This is a genomic window from Sorangium sp. So ce381 (genome assembly GCF_051473845.1).
GTDB lineage: Bacteria > Myxococcota_A > Polyangia > Polyangiales > Polyangiaceae > Sorangium > Sorangium atrum.
Map to the genome: position 1 here is coordinate 7,326,548 of NZ_CP150336.1, position 16,126 is coordinate 7,342,673.

13 protein-coding genes are annotated in these 16,126 nt (G+C 69.8%); 3 read left to right on the forward strand and 10 right to left on the reverse strand.

The genetic code is table 11. From position 1 onward, the window contains the following. The first annotated feature begins 70 nt into the window (after positions 1-70). Positions 71-481 carry a hypothetical protein gene (locus WMF29_RS27290; protein WP_437323070.1) on the forward strand — a complete coding sequence of 137 codons (411 nt, stop codon included), beginning with the start codon at positions 71-73 and terminating at the stop codon, positions 479-481. 106 nt (positions 482-587) lie between these two features. Here the strand turns inward: WMF29_RS27290 and WMF29_RS27295 are convergent, their stop codons facing one another. Beyond that, positions 588-1,895 carry a GRAS family protein gene (locus tag WMF29_RS27295; protein ID WP_437323071.1) on the reverse strand — a complete coding sequence of 436 codons (1,308 nt, stop codon included), beginning with the start codon at positions 1,893-1,895 and terminating at the stop codon, positions 588-590. A gap of 962 nt (positions 1,896-2,857) precedes the next feature. After that, positions 2,858-4,246 carry a sigma 54-interacting transcriptional regulator gene (locus tag WMF29_RS27300; RefSeq protein WP_437323072.1) on the reverse strand — a complete coding sequence of 463 codons (1,389 nt, stop codon included), beginning with the start codon at positions 4,244-4,246 and terminating at the stop codon, positions 2,858-2,860. 206 nt (positions 4,247-4,452) lie between these two features. Here WMF29_RS27300 and WMF29_RS27305 point away from each other — a divergent pair, with 206 nt between their 5' ends. Further along, complete coding sequence (locus tag WMF29_RS27305) at positions 4,453-5,100, forward strand: hypothetical protein (RefSeq protein WP_437323073.1); 648 nt, start codon at positions 4,453-4,455, stop codon at positions 5,098-5,100. Positions 5,101-5,228: 128 nt separating this feature from the next. Here the strand turns inward: WMF29_RS27305 and WMF29_RS27310 are convergent, their stop codons facing one another. The 7 genes from WMF29_RS27310 to WMF29_RS27340 form a co-directional block, all read right to left on the reverse strand. After that, positions 5,229-6,638 carry a hypothetical protein gene (locus WMF29_RS27310; RefSeq protein ID WP_437323074.1) on the reverse strand — a complete coding sequence of 470 codons (1,410 nt, stop codon included), beginning with the start codon at positions 6,636-6,638 and terminating at the stop codon, positions 5,229-5,231. Positions 6,639-6,739: 101 nt separating this feature from the next. After that, a complete protein-coding gene (locus tag WMF29_RS27315) occupies positions 6,740-9,676 on the reverse strand; it encodes a TonB-dependent receptor domain-containing protein (RefSeq protein ID WP_437323075.1) in 2,937 nt (978 codons plus the stop codon). Positions 9,677-9,874: 198 nt separating this feature from the next. Next, on the reverse strand, positions 9,875-10,312 hold the full coding sequence (locus WMF29_RS27320; RefSeq protein ID WP_437323076.1) for an ExbD/TolR family protein: 438 nt from the start codon (positions 10,310-10,312) through the stop codon (positions 9,875-9,877). 4 nt (positions 10,313-10,316) lie between these two features. After that, a complete protein-coding gene (locus tag WMF29_RS27325) occupies positions 10,317-10,778 on the reverse strand; it encodes an ExbD/TolR family protein (RefSeq protein WP_437323077.1) in 462 nt (153 codons plus the stop codon). Then, the gene (locus tag WMF29_RS27330) at positions 10,729-11,439 is read right to left on the reverse strand and encodes a MotA/TolQ/ExbB proton channel family protein (protein WP_437323078.1); all 711 of its coding nucleotides are present in this window, start codon (positions 11,437-11,439) and stop codon (positions 10,729-10,731) included. The genes WMF29_RS27325 and WMF29_RS27330 overlap by 50 nt, the downstream gene beginning before the upstream one ends. A gap of 57 nt (positions 11,440-11,496) precedes the next feature. After that, positions 11,497-12,267: an energy transducer TonB gene (locus tag WMF29_RS27335; RefSeq protein WP_437323079.1), complete on the reverse strand. Its 771-nt coding sequence runs from the start codon at positions 12,265-12,267 to the stop codon at positions 11,497-11,499. Positions 12,268-12,444: 177 nt separating this feature from the next. Continuing rightward, the gene (locus tag WMF29_RS27340; RefSeq protein WP_272093991.1) at positions 12,445-13,152 is read right to left on the reverse strand and encodes a response regulator; all 708 of its coding nucleotides are present in this window, start codon (positions 13,150-13,152) and stop codon (positions 12,445-12,447) included. 265 nt (positions 13,153-13,417) lie between these two features. Here WMF29_RS27340 and WMF29_RS27345 point away from each other — a divergent pair, with 265 nt between their 5' ends. After that, positions 13,418-13,999 (forward strand): serine O-acetyltransferase, encoded by a 582-nt coding sequence (locus WMF29_RS27345; protein WP_272093992.1) that lies wholly within the window; start codon positions 13,418-13,420, stop codon positions 13,997-13,999. 154 nt (positions 14,000-14,153) lie between these two features. Here WMF29_RS27345 and WMF29_RS27350 read toward each other — a convergent pair whose 3' ends face one another. Next, positions 14,154-15,863 carry a PrsW family glutamic-type intramembrane protease gene (locus tag WMF29_RS27350; RefSeq protein WP_437323080.1) on the reverse strand — a complete coding sequence of 570 codons (1,710 nt, stop codon included), beginning with the start codon at positions 15,861-15,863 and terminating at the stop codon, positions 14,154-14,156. Between the last annotated feature and the right edge of the window lie 263 nt (positions 15,864-16,126).

A 16,126-nucleotide genomic window follows, 5' to 3' on the forward strand; every position in this document is an offset into this window, starting at 1 on the left:
AATTTCTAGCCGCTGGCCGGAATAGATCCTCCTAGGGAGCCGCAGGTCGCGGCCCCGATCAGGAGCTGCGATGACCGCGAAGGACAGCCCACACCACGACGACCGCCGAGAGGACGCGCACAACGAGGCCCGGCGAGCCAGGGAGAGCTGGGAGCAGCAACAGCTACGGGAGCTCGGCCTCGTCGGCATCGAGGAGGATGCGTCGACGTTTTGCCTTCACTGTCGCCGTGAGACGCTGGCGCAGCTCGCACGGGCCCAGGCGCGCGGCTCGGTGCTGTTCGAGCTCGTCAGGCGCGAAGGGCTGAGCCCTCTTCCGCTCCACGACCCCGGGTCCGCGGGCGAGGGCGATCACACGGCGGGGTACCGGCGCGACCTCTGGGAGATCGCAATGCACAGGCGCCGCGCCCTGTGGATCTCCCTCGCAGGCCTCGCGATCGGCGCGCTGGTGCTCTGGGTGGCGCTCGTCCTCCTGAGGCGCTGAGAGCGAGGAGCCGCTCGCGTCCGGATGTGATCCGGACAGGGGAGCGGTTGTTGATCGAGGGGCGCAGATTCGTACGTTAGGGGCTCACCTGCGCTGTTCGGCGCTCCTAGCGGCGGAACAGCCCGGACATGAACCGCGATGGCGGCGGGAGCTGCCGTGGACGCCACGCCGACGCGGCGACGAGGGACACGCCGTTGCGCATGAGCAGGATCGCGGGCTCGTCGCTCCGGACATCGAAGCCCTGGCTCAGGCGGAGCGCTCCGCGGACCAGCGACTCGTGCGGCGAGACGCGGAGCGGCTCGAAGCCGTTCATGCGGAGGCGGCGCTGCCAGGCGCCCCGGCGCTCGTGCCGCTCGACCCGCGCGGCCCCCTCGCCCACCACCACATTCATCACCTCCTGCCCGAAGAAGACCTGCTCGATGGTCTCCCGCGCGGCGATGTGCGGCGGGAGCAGCGCCTCGAGCGCCTGGAATACCGCATAGTAGTGGCCGATCGCCTCCGACAGCCGCGGGAGGAACTGGTGCGCGTTGTGCTCCACATCCGGCTCGACGAGCGTCAGCACGCGCGGCGACAGGGCGCGGATCCTCGTGAGGATGGTGTCGCGGTTCGCGGTGGCGTGCACCGAGGCATCCGGCACATGGTGCAATGCGAACGCCGCATTGACCGCAATGGGCGCCGTGGAGCGGGACGCGATACGGCTCCAGTCGACGCGCTCCACCGAGGACGCGACGCCGTGGAACTCGAAGGGGACCTTCAGCCGCTCCGCCCACCCCCCGATGAAGGCGCCCGCCCAGCGCAGCCGCTGCTCGGGATCGGGGCCCCGGCACGGCAGATCGATACCGGTCAGCCGGACCCGCGGCGGGCCGCCGGGCCGCGTCGCCAGCCGGTGTAGCAGGAATGGCCACTGCGTACCGCCGCCAACGCCGATGTCGATGACATGGATCTCCCCCTCGTCCTGGAACGCCTCGACGATGGCCGCGTTCGCGCTGAGGTAGCCGAACCGGATGAGCGGCGTCGCGTGCACGAGCAGCTGAAACGCCGCGAGCATGTCCCGCGGCCCGGCGCTGCGCAGGTACAGATTCCCATCGCCGGAGCGATCTCCGTCCAGGCGGGCGAGCAGCGCCCTGCCAAACACGCCAGAAATGCGTTCGGACGCGTCCCCCGTATCGGGTTCGGCCCGCAGGATGCCCTCGATGAGGGCCCTCGCGCGCTCGCCATCCCCCGCGTCGATCGCCTCGCCCGCCGCGAGGAGGCGGCTCAGGAACGGGCGGCGACGCGAGTGGGTTTGGCGGGTTCCCGAGCTCGGCTGCTGCCCTGGGCTGGACGCGGTCGAGCTGGTGGGCCCCTCGATGTGCGCTCGTAGGCTAAGAGGCGCCTCTTCGGCCGATACTACGTGTCTACGGATCGCGTTCATGGTGTCCAGGGCTGTTCAACCAGGCAGCCCGCCGTCCTGGCTGGGCTCTCCGCGGGCGGCCGATTTCAGGCGCGAACGCATGACGTCGACCACCTCGCAGGAGCCAGGGGTTTCAATGTTTGCAGATGTCGCTGAGGGAGAGCCCGACGGCGAGCAGGGAGCAGGCGCTCGGCGGCCGCGCGCCCGCGGCAAGGCCGCGAAGCGCAGCGCCCGCCCGTGACGCGACGGGGCCTGAGCTCGCACGGAGACCCGAGAGTCAACTCTCTGTACATCGATGAAGCCGCCCGCCCGGTCAAGTCCAAGATCGTCATTGTGCGTCGCGCGCCCGTCCTCGTGTTCCGCGCGCCGTCCGAGCCTGTCTTCTGGCGACAGACGTAGGCATTCGTAGGCGTCCCGCGAGGCGAGCGTGATCGCGCCGCAGGCGGAAGCCCGGCCGGCCCCGGCGCGCGCGGATCGCGCGGAGCGCGGCCTCGATGACGCAGGCCGCGCGCGACGCACGGGCCCGCGGGACACTTCACTGATGGTCTCTTCAGGGCGCATCGTGGGCTCCGACCTGGCGAGCACGCGCCGGACTCGTCGAGTGGACCGTGGTCGTGACAGCACCTCGCCGGGGACGGGGCTTACACACCACATTACAACCCGCATAATCGGCTCTGTAAAGTCCCTATACATGGGCGCTCGGTCGATCGATCCCACGTTGCGTCGCCAGATGGAGGCAACCCTGCGACGATCGGGCGCTCCTTCGCCCGAGAAACAGCGCCGCGAGGGCCTTCAGGCCTTCGTAAGGAGCAGAGCGTTTGCCGGAGGTGATGTACGGAACGACCGCCCCCTCGGGCTCAGCAGCCTACGCCGGGAGTGTCTTCGTCATCGCAACGCAGCCGGGCGACGAGCGCTCTCCAGCGACGAGGCGGCACCATTGACGCACTCCTGCACTTGTGCATGCGACGGCGGGCGCCAGCGGTTCAGTCGTTATCGGACAGGTCGCTTCCCTCGGCGAAGTGGGAGCGATCGACGCCATTCTTCTCGAGCCAGCGTCGAATTCGATTCCTGTGCACTCCTAGCCTGATGGCGGCGCGAGACACATTGCCTCGCTCGAGGCGAAGCGCCTCGGCGATCTCATCTTCGGGCGGCGCCTGTCCTGCGCGCGCCGGTCGAACATCGCTCGCCGTCGGCCGGGCGTGCGGCTCGAGCGCCTCCGGGCTCAGCCCGACGCCGGCGAGCGGGTCCAGATCCTTGGCCTCGACCGTGCGTCGCCCCTCGTCGAGCGCGCGCGTCACGGCGCGCCGCGCCTCGCCGACGAACTCGCGCAGATTCCCCGGCCAGCGGCGCATCGCGCACGCGATGATCATTGAATGGTGAATCGTCGGCGGCGCGCACTGAGCGGCCGCGCCGACCGCCTTTGCGCATTGCGCGAGCAGCCACGGGATCTCCTCGGTCCGCTCACGGAGGGGCGGGAGCCGGACCTCGGGCCGGCCGATACGGTAGTAGAGATCATCCCGGAATCGGCCCTGGGCGACGCGGGCGCGGAGGTCGTGTGTCGCCGCGCAGATCCGGATCTGCACCGGGCGAGGCGCGACCGCGCCGAGCTCGAGGACCTGCCGGGTGTCGATCGTCCGCAGCAGCTTCGCCTGGACCGCCGCGTCGAGCTCCGCCACCTCGTCGAGGAAGAGCGTGCCTCCGTGGGCGGCCTGCACATAGCCGTCGGTGTCGTGCGTCGCGCCGGAGTAAGCGCCGCGCCTGGCGCCGAAGAGGAGCCGCTCCGCCAGGCCCTCCGGGATGGCCGCGCAGTTGACGGCGACGAACGGGCCGCGCGCCTGCGGCCCCGCCTCGTGGTAGGCGCGCGCCGCGAGCTCCTTGCCCGTGCCGCTCTCGCCCGTCACGAGGAGGCTGTCTCCCGCGGCCGCGGCGCGGATGATCGTGTCGTAAATCAGCTGCAACCTCGGCCCGAGGACGCTCTCTTTTTCGGCGCGCACGCCCCCGCGCGCGAAGCTCCGGATGTCGCTGAGCGCGAGGAACACCGACGTCCCCGCGCCGACGACCTGGATCGCGTCCCTCCGCACCTCGCCGCGGATCGGCTCGCCGTTGACCGACGTCCCGTTGGTGCTGCCGAGGTCCTCCACGGTCCAAGCGCCGCCGTCGTACGCGATGCGGGCGTGTCGCCGCGACATGAGCGAGTCGTCCATGAGGGGCACGCCGCCGACGCCTCCGCGACCCACCACCACGGAGCCACGATCCAGCGGGATGGGAGCGCAGCGCGGCTGATCCCCGGAGAAGATCAGGACGATGCCGGGAACGGGCTCGGCGACCGAGGGCTCCGGTGAAACCGAGACGCGGACGGTGGAGTGGTCCATCGGGCACAATCTTACCCGTTGAAGAACCTGGCCGGCCAGTGGCCGGCCATCCCAACGGCCTGCGAAGGCTCCCTGGGCAGAACTCCCAGCAAATCCATGTCGCCCCGTTCGCCAGGTTCGGCACAAGTTGTGCTTGTTCCCTCGGCATGGTGGCCTCTGCAAGAGCTCGCATCCATCGGGACCGGGGGTCTGCCCTCGAGGTGAACATGGGATCCGGCCGCAACATCGAGGAGGCGAGCCGCCGCTCGTCCCGGCGTCTGCACACATCCCGCACCCTGCCGAGCCTCCCCACCCACCCCGGTCTCCAGAGCATCAGCGGCCTCCGCGGCGCGCTCGAGTTCCTGGAGTGGCCGGCGTCCGAGTGGACGCCCAAGGACCTCCAGGACTGGTTCGTGGACCACCTGGTGACCCCGGGCCTGATGAAGCGCCCCCAGATCGTGCGCGAGCCCGGCGCGACGCCCGTCATGCTCGATCCCCGGGCCGACGGCAGCAGCAACCTCGAGGAGCTCATCCACAAGGCCCGCGGGCGCGTCATCACGGCCCTCCGGGGGCTGATCGCGCCCGTCGCCGACGATCGATTCCTGAACGCGGCGATCTACGGGGGCAGGGTCCGCCGGGCGGCGGTCGGCGGCCGTCCCGTCTGGGTCGCCTCGCCGCGCGAGATCGACTTCCTCGGTGACATTGTGCTCAGCTTGCTCGCCGCCGACATCCTGCTCGACCGGGAGTTCTATCGCGCACACCTGTGCATCTGCGAGGTGTGCGGAAGGGTGTCATTCAAGGAGACCGCGGACGCGCGAGGCGTATGCAGCGAGCATCGGAGCAGTGTGTCCGGGTTTACGCCGCGGGTGCGCTGAGCGCCTGCGGCGGAGCCGTGACGCTCGAGACGATAAAGGCCGGCTGAAGAGCCGGCCTTCGTCATTTCTCTCGCCACGGATCCGGTCCGCCCGCCGCATCGCGGAGGGGCGGCGCGGACGGCGCGACGTCAGTTCGCGTCGAACGAGACCCAGGCGCCCGTCGCCCAGGTGTCATCGGCCTTGAAGGCGCCGATGTACTTCGCCTCCGGGTCGAAGAAGCCGTCATCCGGCGGGGTCGCCGCGTTCTCGGTGAGCGTGGCCTCGGGCCGGAAGTCGGGCGTGGCGGCGAAGCAGTCGGCGATCCCAGGATCATCGGTGCTGTTGGTCGCCTCGTCCCCGAACCACGCGACCTCGTCCGCGCCAGCGTCGTCGTCGTCGTCGAGCTTCGACTCGGTCGCCGCCTCGGTATCGGTCTCTTCGTAGGCGATGTTCTCCTCGATGTTGCCGAAGAAGATCGAGCTCGCGAGCTCGACCTCGGTGAGCTCGTTACGCAGATCCACCCCTGCCTCGAAGCCGGTCACGATGGTGTTGAAGATGTGGGCCTTCGTCGAGCGGCGGAGCAGCATGCCGTACTGCTGCTTGTCGACCTCCTTGTTCTTGCCGCACAGGGTCGCGTTGTAGATCGTCGGCTCGCTGAGGGGCATGTTGGCCGACGAATCGGCGTCGTTGTCGCCCTCGAAGCCGTTCGTCTCGTCGGCGACGGACGGGTCCTGCTGGAGCGCGAGGAACTGGAGCTTGCCGGTGTAGCCGAGATCCCAGTCGAAGCCGTCGTCGCCGTTCTGCGCGCAGATGAGGTGCTTCGCGTTGACGGTGCCGCCGAAGAACTCGAAGCAATCGTCGAGCGTGTGGTGCACCATCACGTGATCGACGGTCGTCCCGGAGCCGACGCCGGCGAAGGTGAGGCCGTTGACCTCGTTGTCCTGAGAGAGGAGGATCCCGCTGTACTCGATGCGCACGTACTCGAGGACACCGCTGTTGTCCGCGGGCTTGTCGCCGCCGTACTCCGTGCCTTCGCCGGTGATGCCCTCGACGTTGGCCTTGCCGCCTTCGACGTTGACGGGCGCCTCGCCGAGCAGGATGACGCCGCCCCAGTCGCCGGCGGCGCGATCGCCCGCCTCGCCCTGGCTCGTGAACACGATGGGCTTGCTCGCCGTGCCCTTGGCGTTGATCTTGGCGCCGGGCTTCACGACGAGCGTGGCGAGGCTCACCTTCTCGCCCATGATCTTCGTGCCGGGCTCGATGGTCAGGGTGGCGCCGCGCTCGACGAAGATGATCCCCTTCATGAGGTAGCACTTGTCGGCGGTCCACTTCGTGCTGGCGGTGATCGCCTCGCTGACCTCCACCGGGGAGGAGCAATCGGCGCTGACGTCGCCACCACCACCACCGCCGTCGCCACCGCCGCCCTCGCCGCCGCCGCCACCGTCACCGCCGCTAGCGGAGCTGCTCGCGGACGAGGTGCTGGTCGAGGACGGGGAGATCGAGTCGTCATCGCCGCACGCGGCGAACGCCGCGACGGACAGCGCCGAGGCGCAAACCAAGCCCAATTTGAATGTACGCAATTTATTCTACCTCCTTCCCCAACATGGCGCATGTAGGAAAACTCGTGACGAGCGCCGCGTGACGATTCAATGGCAGGTGCTCAGTAGGTGAACGCAGCGCTCAACGTCACAGTCGTCCCAACGCTGTACTGGCTGGCGATCTTGTCCTCATCGCCGTCGCTCCCCTTGGTGACGCGGATGGGCGCATTGATGAGGTTCTCGCCGGCCAGCTTCAGCTCGACGTGCTCACCGAGGCGCTGGGCCAGGGTCAAGTCGATCTGGTGTCGCGGCTGCTCGTACTCGTCCTCCAGCCCCTTGCGCCCCACCCGCTTGAGCCGGGCGCCGAACACGTTGTAGAGGAGCCGGGCGCTCGTGCCGGTCGACTCGCTGGCATAATCGAGCCCCAGGTTCACCACGAAGGGGGATTGCCCCTGGAGCGGGTGCGTCGGGGTGCTCTCGATGGTGACCCCTCCCTCGTTGTCATCGGGATCGATCGTCACTTCGGACTGCACGAACGTGAGGTTTCCGAGCGCCGTGACCTCCTTCAGGAGCGGGGTGACGAAGCCCAGGCCCTTCCTGACCTCGAGCTCGACCCCGGCGACGTGACCGGCTTCTGCGTTCACGTAGCTGAGCCTCCCCCTGCCGCCGTTCGGGAAGATGACCTCCTCGATCGGATCCTGGAAGTGCTTGTAAAAGACGCTGACCGCGGCCACCTCACCGGCCGTCGGGAAGATCTCGAAGCGGAGATCGGCGTTCACGACGCTCGTCCGCCCGAGGTCCGGATTTCCTTGCGCCTCCATCCCGCTGTATCCTTCCTGGTACAAGGTCGAGCTGAGCTCGCGGAGCTGGGGTCGGGCCAGCGTCCTGGACACGCCGAGCCTGACATTCGAGCTCGAGCTCGCCTTGAAGATGACGTTGGCCGCAGGCAAGAGATCGACATCATCGCTCTCGGCCTTGATCTCCGGGTTTGCCGGGGAGTACCTGTCGAACGCCCTCAGGGACAGCGTGGAGGCCTCGATCCGCGCGCCGATCACCGCTCGGAGCCATCGTGTGATGGCGGCGTCCGTCATCACGTAACCGGCGTAAAGATCGCTGTTCGCCGTGTAGGAGTCGGTCTCGCGCGTGATCTCCTCCAGCTCGAGCGCCGTGCCGATGTTCTCGTCCGAGAACAGCTGGCCCGGCTCCTGGCGCAGGATCGTCGAGTCCGAGCCCGGGCGCTGCTTGAACCGGAACCGGCGCGCGTTGAACTCGCGCTCTCGAAGGTTGAACAGACCGCCCAGCTTCACCCGGGTCGGGGTGTCCCCACGGGCGAGAGGCTGGGTATAGGAGAGCTGCCCGCCGTAGTTCACGTCGGTCATGTTGCTGAAGAAGTGGGCGCCGCTCAGCGTGCCCTCGTCCCACGAGTAGGCTCCGCTCGTATCGTCCCTGATGTAGACGGTCTCCCTCGTATCGGGCTCGTCCGAGGACGCGTGGGAGATGGACGCCTTCCAGTCGAGGGTGCCGCCGTCCAGCGCGCCGATGCGGTGCTCTCCCTGGAGCTGACCCAGGGTGAGGGCCCGGGAGATGAACCGCTGCAGCGTGTCGCGAAACACGCTGCCGCCGTCCAGAGGGTTCCCGTTGATCTCGCTGGCCAGGTCCTCGGACGAGCGGCTGTGGAGTCCGGTGATCGTCACCTTGTGGTTCTGATCCGGGTTGTAAGTGACGCTGGCGAAGGTGCCCCAGGACACCTGGTCACGGATGCTTCCGGTGCTGGTGTCGACGTTGGGTACGGGCTCGCCGCCCAGAGGAGCGGGCAGGAAGGCTCTCGTGCGCTCTTCAGCGCGCGGAGCGAACTTCCGGCCATAGCTCAGGGTGGCGATGTAACCGAGGCGCTGCTCGCCGCCGAGCTTCAGGGTGTCGCCGACGACCACGCTGCCGCTCCCGTTCGGCGGGGTGAACGACCGCGTCGTCACCATCGACGAGTTGATCGCCCGCCCATAGGCCGTCATCTCGTCCCTCGTGATGGTGCCGCCGCCCGGCTTGGAGCCGAGCCGCACCACCTTGTAGTCGGGGATCTCGCGGGGAAGCGCGCGCGCGCCGCCGTCGAACCCGAGCCAGTCGGTGCCCGAGCCGGCGTAGCTCAGGCGATCCCGGAACGTCGCCTGGCTGTTCAACCCGAGCGACAGCGATGCCTGGAACAGGAATCTGGTCGGGAGCTCGCGTGTGTTGACCTGGACCGAGCCGCCTACGAAATCGCCGGGGAGATCGGGCGTGAACGTCTTGACGACGGTGATGTCGCTGAGGACCAGCGACGGAAAGAGGTCCAGCGGGACGGCCTGCCGGTCGGGCTCGGGGCTCGGCAGGGGGGCGCCGTTCAGGAGCGCGTTCGTGTAGCGCTCGCCCAGGCCGCGGACGTAGACGTACCTGTTGTCGACCACGGTCGCGCCGACGATGCGCTTCGCGGCCTCGGCGGCGTTGCGATCGGGTGTCTTCGCGATCTCCTTCGCGCCGATGGCGTCGCCCACGTGGGCCGCGTTCTTCCGGATGAGCAGCTGCGCCGCGACGCTCGCCCGCTCCGGCTCGAACTCGACCTCGATGACCTCCTCTGTCTGCTGATCGGGATCGAGGCCGACATCGACCTGGACCACCTGCCCGGCGGTCACACGTACGTCCTGCACGCGCTGCGGCTTGTGCGCCTCGTACCAGACCCGCAGCTGATGGGTGCCCGGCGGGAGCTCCAGCCGATACCGCCCGTCGAGGTCCGCGATCGCCTTGAGCTTCGTCCCCACGACGGAGACCTGGGCGTCGAGCAAGGGCTCTTTCGTGGCGGTGTCCGTGACGACGCCCCACACGACGCCTTTCCCCGCGGGCGGCGGGCGCGACGGGCTCGGCTCGTCGAGCCCCGCGACGTCCTCCGCCGCAGGGCCGCCGGCCTGAGGCGCCGCGCCGTCCGGCTGCGGCGCAGCGGCTCCGGGGTCGCCCTGCGCGAAGGCCGTGGCCCCCAAGCAAAGCGGTGTCACCAGCGCTGCGACTACCCCCGAGATCCTTCTGAGACTCATGCACCTGTCCCTTCGCGCGCTCCGAGCCCGGGCGCGACTCTCGATTCGATGGCCGGGCGCACGCGCGCCCGTCTGATGAGGAGAGCGCAGGGCCAACTCGCGCCCTCTCCCGTGCACCCCGCCGCGCTCGCGCGCTCGAGCGACGCGGCGGCGGCTCCCGCGCGCCTCGACTTCACCTCGTCGGGCCTCTGCGCTGGCTCAGCGCGCGGGCTTCTCCGTCAGGACGGCGATCGTCTTGGCGCCGCCCATGCGCGCGGCGTCCATGGCCTCCACGGCGACCGCGTAGACGGCCTCGTCGTCCGCGTCGAAGTAAAGAACGTTGTCCGAGCGCGCCGCGAAGATGCGCGCGAGCCGCTCCTTCAGCTCGCCGCGCTGCACCTCGGCCTGGTTGATGCGGAGGACGCCGCGCTGATCCACCGTGAGCACCACGGGCTTGTCGGCGTCGACGGGAGGCGGCGCGAGCCTCGCTGTGTCGTCCTTCTTGGGCAGACTCAGCCAGAACTGCTTGGCGAGCAGCGGCGTCACGACCATGAAGATGATGAGGAGCACGAGCACCACGTCGACGAGCGGCGTCACGTTCATGCTCGGCGCGACACCGCCCTTCCTGCCCCCGCCCTGCGGAACGCTCATTCCCACGGCGCTATCCCTCCTCCGGCTCCGCCGACGCCCCGCCGCCCCGCTGGCTCACCTGCAGCGAGATCCCGGCGAACCCGACCTCCTGGCACAGCGCGAAGGCCTCCCGCACGCGGCCGTACCTCACCGAGGAGTCGCCCTTGATGACCACCCGGCGCTCCGGCTCGACGGCGCGGATGGCCCGCAGCCGCTCGCCGAGCGCGCCGAGGTCGGCGACGGCCTCCTTCTCGAGGAACACGGTGCCTGCGCCGGTGATCGTCACGTAGATCGGGTCGAGCTTCGATTTCGACTTCGGATCCGGCTGAAACACCGCCGGCAGCTCGACCCGCTCGCCGTGCTCCATCTGGGGCGCGATCACCATGAAGATGATGAGGAGGACGAGCACCACGTCGACGAGCGGCGTGACGTTGATCTCCGGCTCAGGCGGCGGCTGCCGACCCGAGCGACTGCTCTCCGCTCGAACGCCCATGTTCGTTCTCCATCTCGTCGATGAGCTCACCCGCGCTGCGCTCGAGCGCGAGCTCCACCGCGGCGATACGGGTGGTGAGGTAGTTGAAGCAAAGCACCGCCGGGATGGCGACCGCGAGCCCGAGCGCGGTGACGATGAGCGCCTCGGAGATGCCGGCGCTCACGGCGCCGAGGCCGCCCGAGCCGGTCGACGCGATCGTCTGGAAGGCCGTGATGATGCCGATGACGGTGCCGAGCAGCCCGACGAACGGGGCCACCGAGCCGACCGTCGCGAGCACCGAGAGGCCGCGGCGCAGGTCGGCGGAGATCGCCTCCCGGCGGCGCGACACCTCGCGGCGCGCGAGCTCCACCGGCGGCACGCCGCCCTCGCCGGCCTCGACGGCGCGCTGGAAGCGGCGCACGGCCGCGCCGACGAGCCGGGCGAGCGCGGAGCGTCCGTAACCGTCGGCGATCGAGACGAGCCGCGCGGTGTCCCAGGCCTCCATCACGGGGCGCGCCTCCCTCGCGAAGCGCCGGGTCTCCGACGCCTGGCGCGCGAGCGCGATGAGCCGCTCCACCACGACGGCGACGCTCGCCAGCGCCATGAGCACGAGGGCGAACGCGACGAGCTTGCTCAAAAGCCCCATGGTCGCCCAGATGTGCCCGAGATCAAACTGCATCATGGCTAACCTCCTTCACTCCTCACGCGAGAGGCCGCGTCCGCGGCCGCGCGCTCGACGTCATCTCTTCGCCTTGAACGGGATCCTGACCGTCTTGAAGGTCGACACCGGCCTCCCCTCGTGGATCGCCGGCCGGTAGCGCCACGTCTTCACGGTCGCGAGCACCACGTCGTTGAACAGCGGATGGCCGCGGACGATGGTGACGTTCGTGACCTCGCCGGTCTCGGTCACCACGAACCGGACGACCACGGTGGCCTCTATCCCCGCGCTCCGCGCCGCCTCGGGGATGGGAGGGAGCGAATTGGAGAGCGCGACAGGCGGCGTGGCGTTCTCGGGGAGGTGAATCGGCCCTTTCGGCTGCGGAGGAGGGGGCGGTGGCGGCGGCGGCGCGGGCGCAGCCACGGCGGCCGTCCCCGTGCCGCCGGGGACCCCTCCGGGCACGCCGCCCGGTACGCCTCCCGGCTCACCGTACGTGTCGTCGTTGCTCGCCTTGGCCTGGCTCGGGTCCGCCTCCGCCGGCGCCTCGCTGGGCACCGCGGTCGGCGCGACGAGCGCCGGGCGCCGGGGCGCCGCGGGGCGAGGCGCCGGAGCCTCCGCCGCCGGCGGCGGGGGCGCGGGCGCCGGGGCCACGAGGGGCGCCTCGGGGAGCTGCGTGGCGAGCTTGACCTCGACGATCTCCTCCTCGGGCGGAGGGGGCGCGATCGCGCCGCTCAGGCGGGCGGCGGCGAGCGCGACGGCCGCGAACAGCAGGAGCCCAGCCGCAACCCCGATCGCGAGCCGCTTCGCCCGCTCAGGATCGGCCTCCCCTGCATTCCACGTCTCAAGATGCATCGAGGCTCCCGACACACGCTGGCGACGACACCGGAGCTCCGCCGGACCTCATGAGAGGGACCGGCAGTCTTCGAGAATGTCGCCCAGCATGTGAATCACCGTCTGCACGGTACACCGGCTGTCGTTGCGGCCCGGTGACGGTGGGGCAACGATTGTCGTGCTCGCCCGGCAGGCCGCTCAGGCGCTGCGGCTCTCGGGGAGATCGGGCGAAGCGGCGAATCGATAGCCGATACCGCGGACGGTCTGTATGTAATCGCCAGCGCGACGCAGCTTGTCGCGAAGCCGCTTGACGTGGGTGTCCACGGTCCTCGTCGTGATGCTCACGTCGATGCCCCAGACGCCGTCGAGGAGCGCGGTGCGCGTCTGCACGCGCTCGCGCGCCTCGTACAGCGCGACGAGGAGCTTGAACTCGAGGAGCGTCAGCTCGACCTCCTCGCGCTCGACCCACACGCGGTGAGCGCCCTCGTCGATCCGCAGGCACCCGAACTCGATGCTCCGCTCCCCGTCCCCGGAGGATTTCGCGCGGCGGAGCACGGCTTGCACGCGCAGCACGAGCTCCCGCACGCTGAACGGTTTGACCACGTAGTCGACGGCGCCGAGCTCGAAGCCGACGATGCGGTCGACCTCGTCCCCGCGGGCCGACACGATCATCACGGGGATCCGCTGGGTGCCATCGCTCTGCTGTAGAGCACGGCACACCTCGGTCCCTGGGATGTCCGGCAGCATGAGGTCGAGCAGGACGAGATCGGGCCGCTGGTCCATGGCCAGCCGGACCCCCTCACCGCCCTGCCCCGCGAGGAGCACCTCATGCCCGGCTTGCCTGAGGTTGTAATCGAGCACCTTCTGGAGCGCCGGCTCGTCCTCGATGACTAAAATCCGCGCCATGGTGAAGAGCGCGTGTACCCGAGCGATGTGACGGACCGATGACCGGATGGCAACAGGGCGGTGCGGCGGCGAAAAGACCGCGCGGGCACGCAGGCGCAACGGACGCACGACCATGCACGACCACGCACGACGAGATGTAAGATGTAGCAGAGGCGCGCAGGCGCAGAGGCGCGGCGAAAGGTCGCGCGGGCGCTCGCGACGACGTGCCCCTCGGGCGCGCGGCGAAAGGTCGCACGGGCGAGGCGAGATGCGCTAGCCTCGTCCAATGCTGCGGACTTTGCGACTCATCGCGGCCGACGTGCGCCAGAAGGCCACATGGTGCTACGGCAGCGATCCACTGCCGACCATCCTGAAGACGCTGGCGACCGACGGCACGGCGGCGATGGTCCTCTACAGGTTCACGCAGGCCGCGCGAGCCCACCGGATGCCGGTGCTCGAGATGGTTCTCAACAAGGCGACCAACCTGGCCGGCGGCTGCGTGATCGGGCGCGGCGCGGACTTCGGGCCCGGCTTCGTGCTCATCCACTCGAACGGCGTCGTCATCAACGGCAACGTCCGCGGCGGCTCGAACGTGCTCATCGAGCACCAGGTGACCATCGGCGCCGATCGGCGGCAGACACCGGTGCTCGGGAGCGACCTCTTCATCGGCGCGGGGGCGAAGATCGTCGGCGGGGTCACGGTCGGCGACGGCGCCAGGATCGGCGCCAACGCCGTGGTCGTGCACGATGTCGCGCCGAACACCACGGTCGTGGGCATCCCCGCGAAGCCCGTGCAGCGGCGCGAGGACCGAGCCGCCCAGCCCGCCGCGCGCCCCGCCGCGGACGGGACGAACACCTCGCAGAGCTGACCGGCGCCCCCGCAGCTCCGGCGTTTCAGAGCGGCGGTCACCCGCACAGGAGACGGGCCCAGATCGGCGTTTTCGGCGCGGAAGCGCGCTCACGTGCGCTGAGCACCGAAAACGCCGAGATGGGTCCGTATCCGACGCGGGTGACCGCTGCGCTCTACCGGGGAGCGCGCGTGAGGAGCTCTTGCCTGAGCTGCGCGATCTCCTGCCGGAGCGGGCCGATGAAATCGGCGCTCAGGGTGCGGTTCCGCGCCTGCAGCGCGCGCGCCGTGTGCCACTTGCTGAGCGCGAGCCGCGCGCCGGCGCGGATGAAGCTCCGCCCCGTGGCGCCGCGCCAGCCCAGGGTGCACCGGAGCCGGCCGATCGGCGAGCAGACGAGCTCGAGCTCATCCTGGGTGAGCATGCCGAGCGCGACCTCATCGCGCAGATGATCCCGGATCACCCAGCCCTTGCGGATCACGAGCGCCACGATGATCCCGAAGAACGACGCGACGAAGCACAACCAGAGCAGGAGCCACGGCATGAAGATGTCGCCCATCGCGCGCCCCAGCGCGGTGGGGAGGAAGTTCCACACCGCGTGCAGCGCGACGCCGAGCAGGTAGCCGCCGATCGGGGCCGTCGCGCGCACCCACGTCCTCGACGACTCCCGGGCGAGCCCGAAGCCGATGCCGGTCATCGACGTGAACAGCGGGTGAAGCCAGGGCGTGAAGACGCCCCGCAGGACGAACGTGCCGGCGAGCACGTCGCTGCCCTGCATCGAGGCGCGCGCGTAATAGAGCACGTTCTCCACCGCGGCGAAGCCGAGCGCGCAGAACGTCGCGTAGATGATGCCGTCGACGATCCCATCGAACTCCCGGCGCAGGAAGTAGAAGAAGCCGAACACGCCGAGCCCCTTGAAGAGCTCCTCTGCGAACGGCGCGCTGACCGATGCGCTGACGAGCTCGCCGGCCGGCTCGCCGAAGTTGCTTGAGACGCCGATGTGGACGCCGGTGTTGATCAGGATCGAGAAGCCGGTCGCCGCGAGCGCGCCCCACAGGAACGCCATCACCAGGCACCACCACGGCTCGGGATCGTACCGATCGATGATCATCGGGACGAACAGGTAGAGGACGAGCGGCGGGAACGCGAAGAGCGCCCCGACGAGCATGGCGCTCAGCATGCTCCCCCCGGACTCGATGACGCCGAGGAGCGTGAAGAGCACGTTGAGGACCGCGCCCGCGATGAGGCCGATGGCCCACAGCCACAGCCCGGCGATGCGCAGCCGCCGGTCCGGGTCGAACCTCCGCACGGCCGCCGGGTAGCCTGCTTGGTGATGCGCGTACGCGTGACCCTGCTGCCGCTGCGCGTAGCCCTGGGGTGCCTGCGGGTACGCGTGCCCCTCCGGCCCGTGCGCATGACCCTGCTGCCCCTGCGCATAACCCTGCGGCCCCTGCGCATGACCCTGCTGCCCCTGCGCATAACCCTGCGGCCCCTGCGCGTACGCGTGCCCGTGCGTATAGCCCTGCGGCCCCTGCGCGTAGGCATGTCCCTGCGGCCCTTGCGCATACCCCTGCGGTCCCTGCGCGTACGCGTGTCCTGGCGGGCCCTGCGGATACGCGTGCCCCTGCCCGTAGCCCTGCGGCCCCTGCGCGTACGCGTGCCCCTGCGGCGCCTGCGCGTACGCGTGCCCCTGCGGCGCCTGCGCGTACGCGTGCCCCTGCGGCCCGTAGGGCGGTTGCCCCGTGGAGCTCTGCCCCGCGCCTTGCGCCGGATACCCCGAAGGGAGCTGCCCACCACCAGGCTGCGCGCGCTCGCTCAAGCGCTCCGCCGGCCGGGGTTGTTGCGGCACGCCGGGGGAATCGGGACGATGTCCGGGGGGATTGTTCATGGATCGAGCGCTCTCGCGAAAGCCTCGTGACAGCGGGTGACCGTTCAGCCGAGGTGAATCCCCGCCGCGCGCGTGGAGCCGAAAGCAGCGGTGACGATCCGCGGTGGGCGACGCCAGCCTCGGAGCTGTCGCTCACGCCCGTGGGATCGAAGTATCACGCAATATTTCTACCACGGCAGGGACGCGCCGGGCATATATCCCAGCAGCTTCGCCACGGCGCGCTGCCGGCGAGGAGCGCGGAGGCTGTGACGCTCCGCTTCCAC

Excerpts from the sequence above, each read along its gene's own strand:
- WMF29_RS27340 (WP_272093991.1), bottom strand. The coding sequence starts at position 13,152 with ATGGCGCGGATTTTAGTCATCGAGGACGAGCCGGCGCTCCAGAAGGTG.
- WMF29_RS27325 (WP_437323077.1), bottom strand. The coding sequence starts at position 10,778 with ATGGGCGTTCGAGCGGAGAGCAGTCGCTCGGGTCGGCAGCCGCCGCCT.
- WMF29_RS27300 (WP_437323072.1), bottom strand. The coding sequence starts at position 4,246 with ATGGACCACTCCACCGTCCGCGTCTCGGTTTCACCGGAGCCCTCGGTC.
- WMF29_RS27345 (WP_272093992.1), top strand. The coding sequence starts at position 13,418 with ATGCTGCGGACTTTGCGACTCATCGCGGCCGACGTGCGCCAGAAGGCC.
- WMF29_RS27295 (WP_437323071.1), bottom strand. The coding sequence starts at position 1,895 with ATGAACGCGATCCGTAGACACGTAGTATCGGCCGAAGAGGCGCCTCTT.
- WMF29_RS27330 (WP_437323078.1), bottom strand. The coding sequence starts at position 11,439 with ATGATGCAGTTTGATCTCGGGCACATCTGGGCGACCATGGGGCTTTTG.
- WMF29_RS27305 (WP_437323073.1), top strand. The coding sequence starts at position 4,453 with ATGGGATCCGGCCGCAACATCGAGGAGGCGAGCCGCCGCTCGTCCCGG.
- WMF29_RS27315 (WP_437323075.1), bottom strand. The coding sequence starts at position 9,676 with ATGAGTCTCAGAAGGATCTCGGGGGTAGTCGCAGCGCTGGTGACACCG.
- WMF29_RS27290 (WP_437323070.1), top strand. The coding sequence starts at position 71 with ATGACCGCGAAGGACAGCCCACACCACGACGACCGCCGAGAGGACGCG.
- WMF29_RS27335 (WP_437323079.1), bottom strand. The coding sequence starts at position 12,267 with ATGCATCTTGAGACGTGGAATGCAGGGGAGGCCGATCCTGAGCGGGCG.
- WMF29_RS27350 (WP_437323080.1), bottom strand. The coding sequence starts at position 15,863 with ATGAACAATCCCCCCGGACATCGTCCCGATTCCCCCGGCGTGCCGCAA.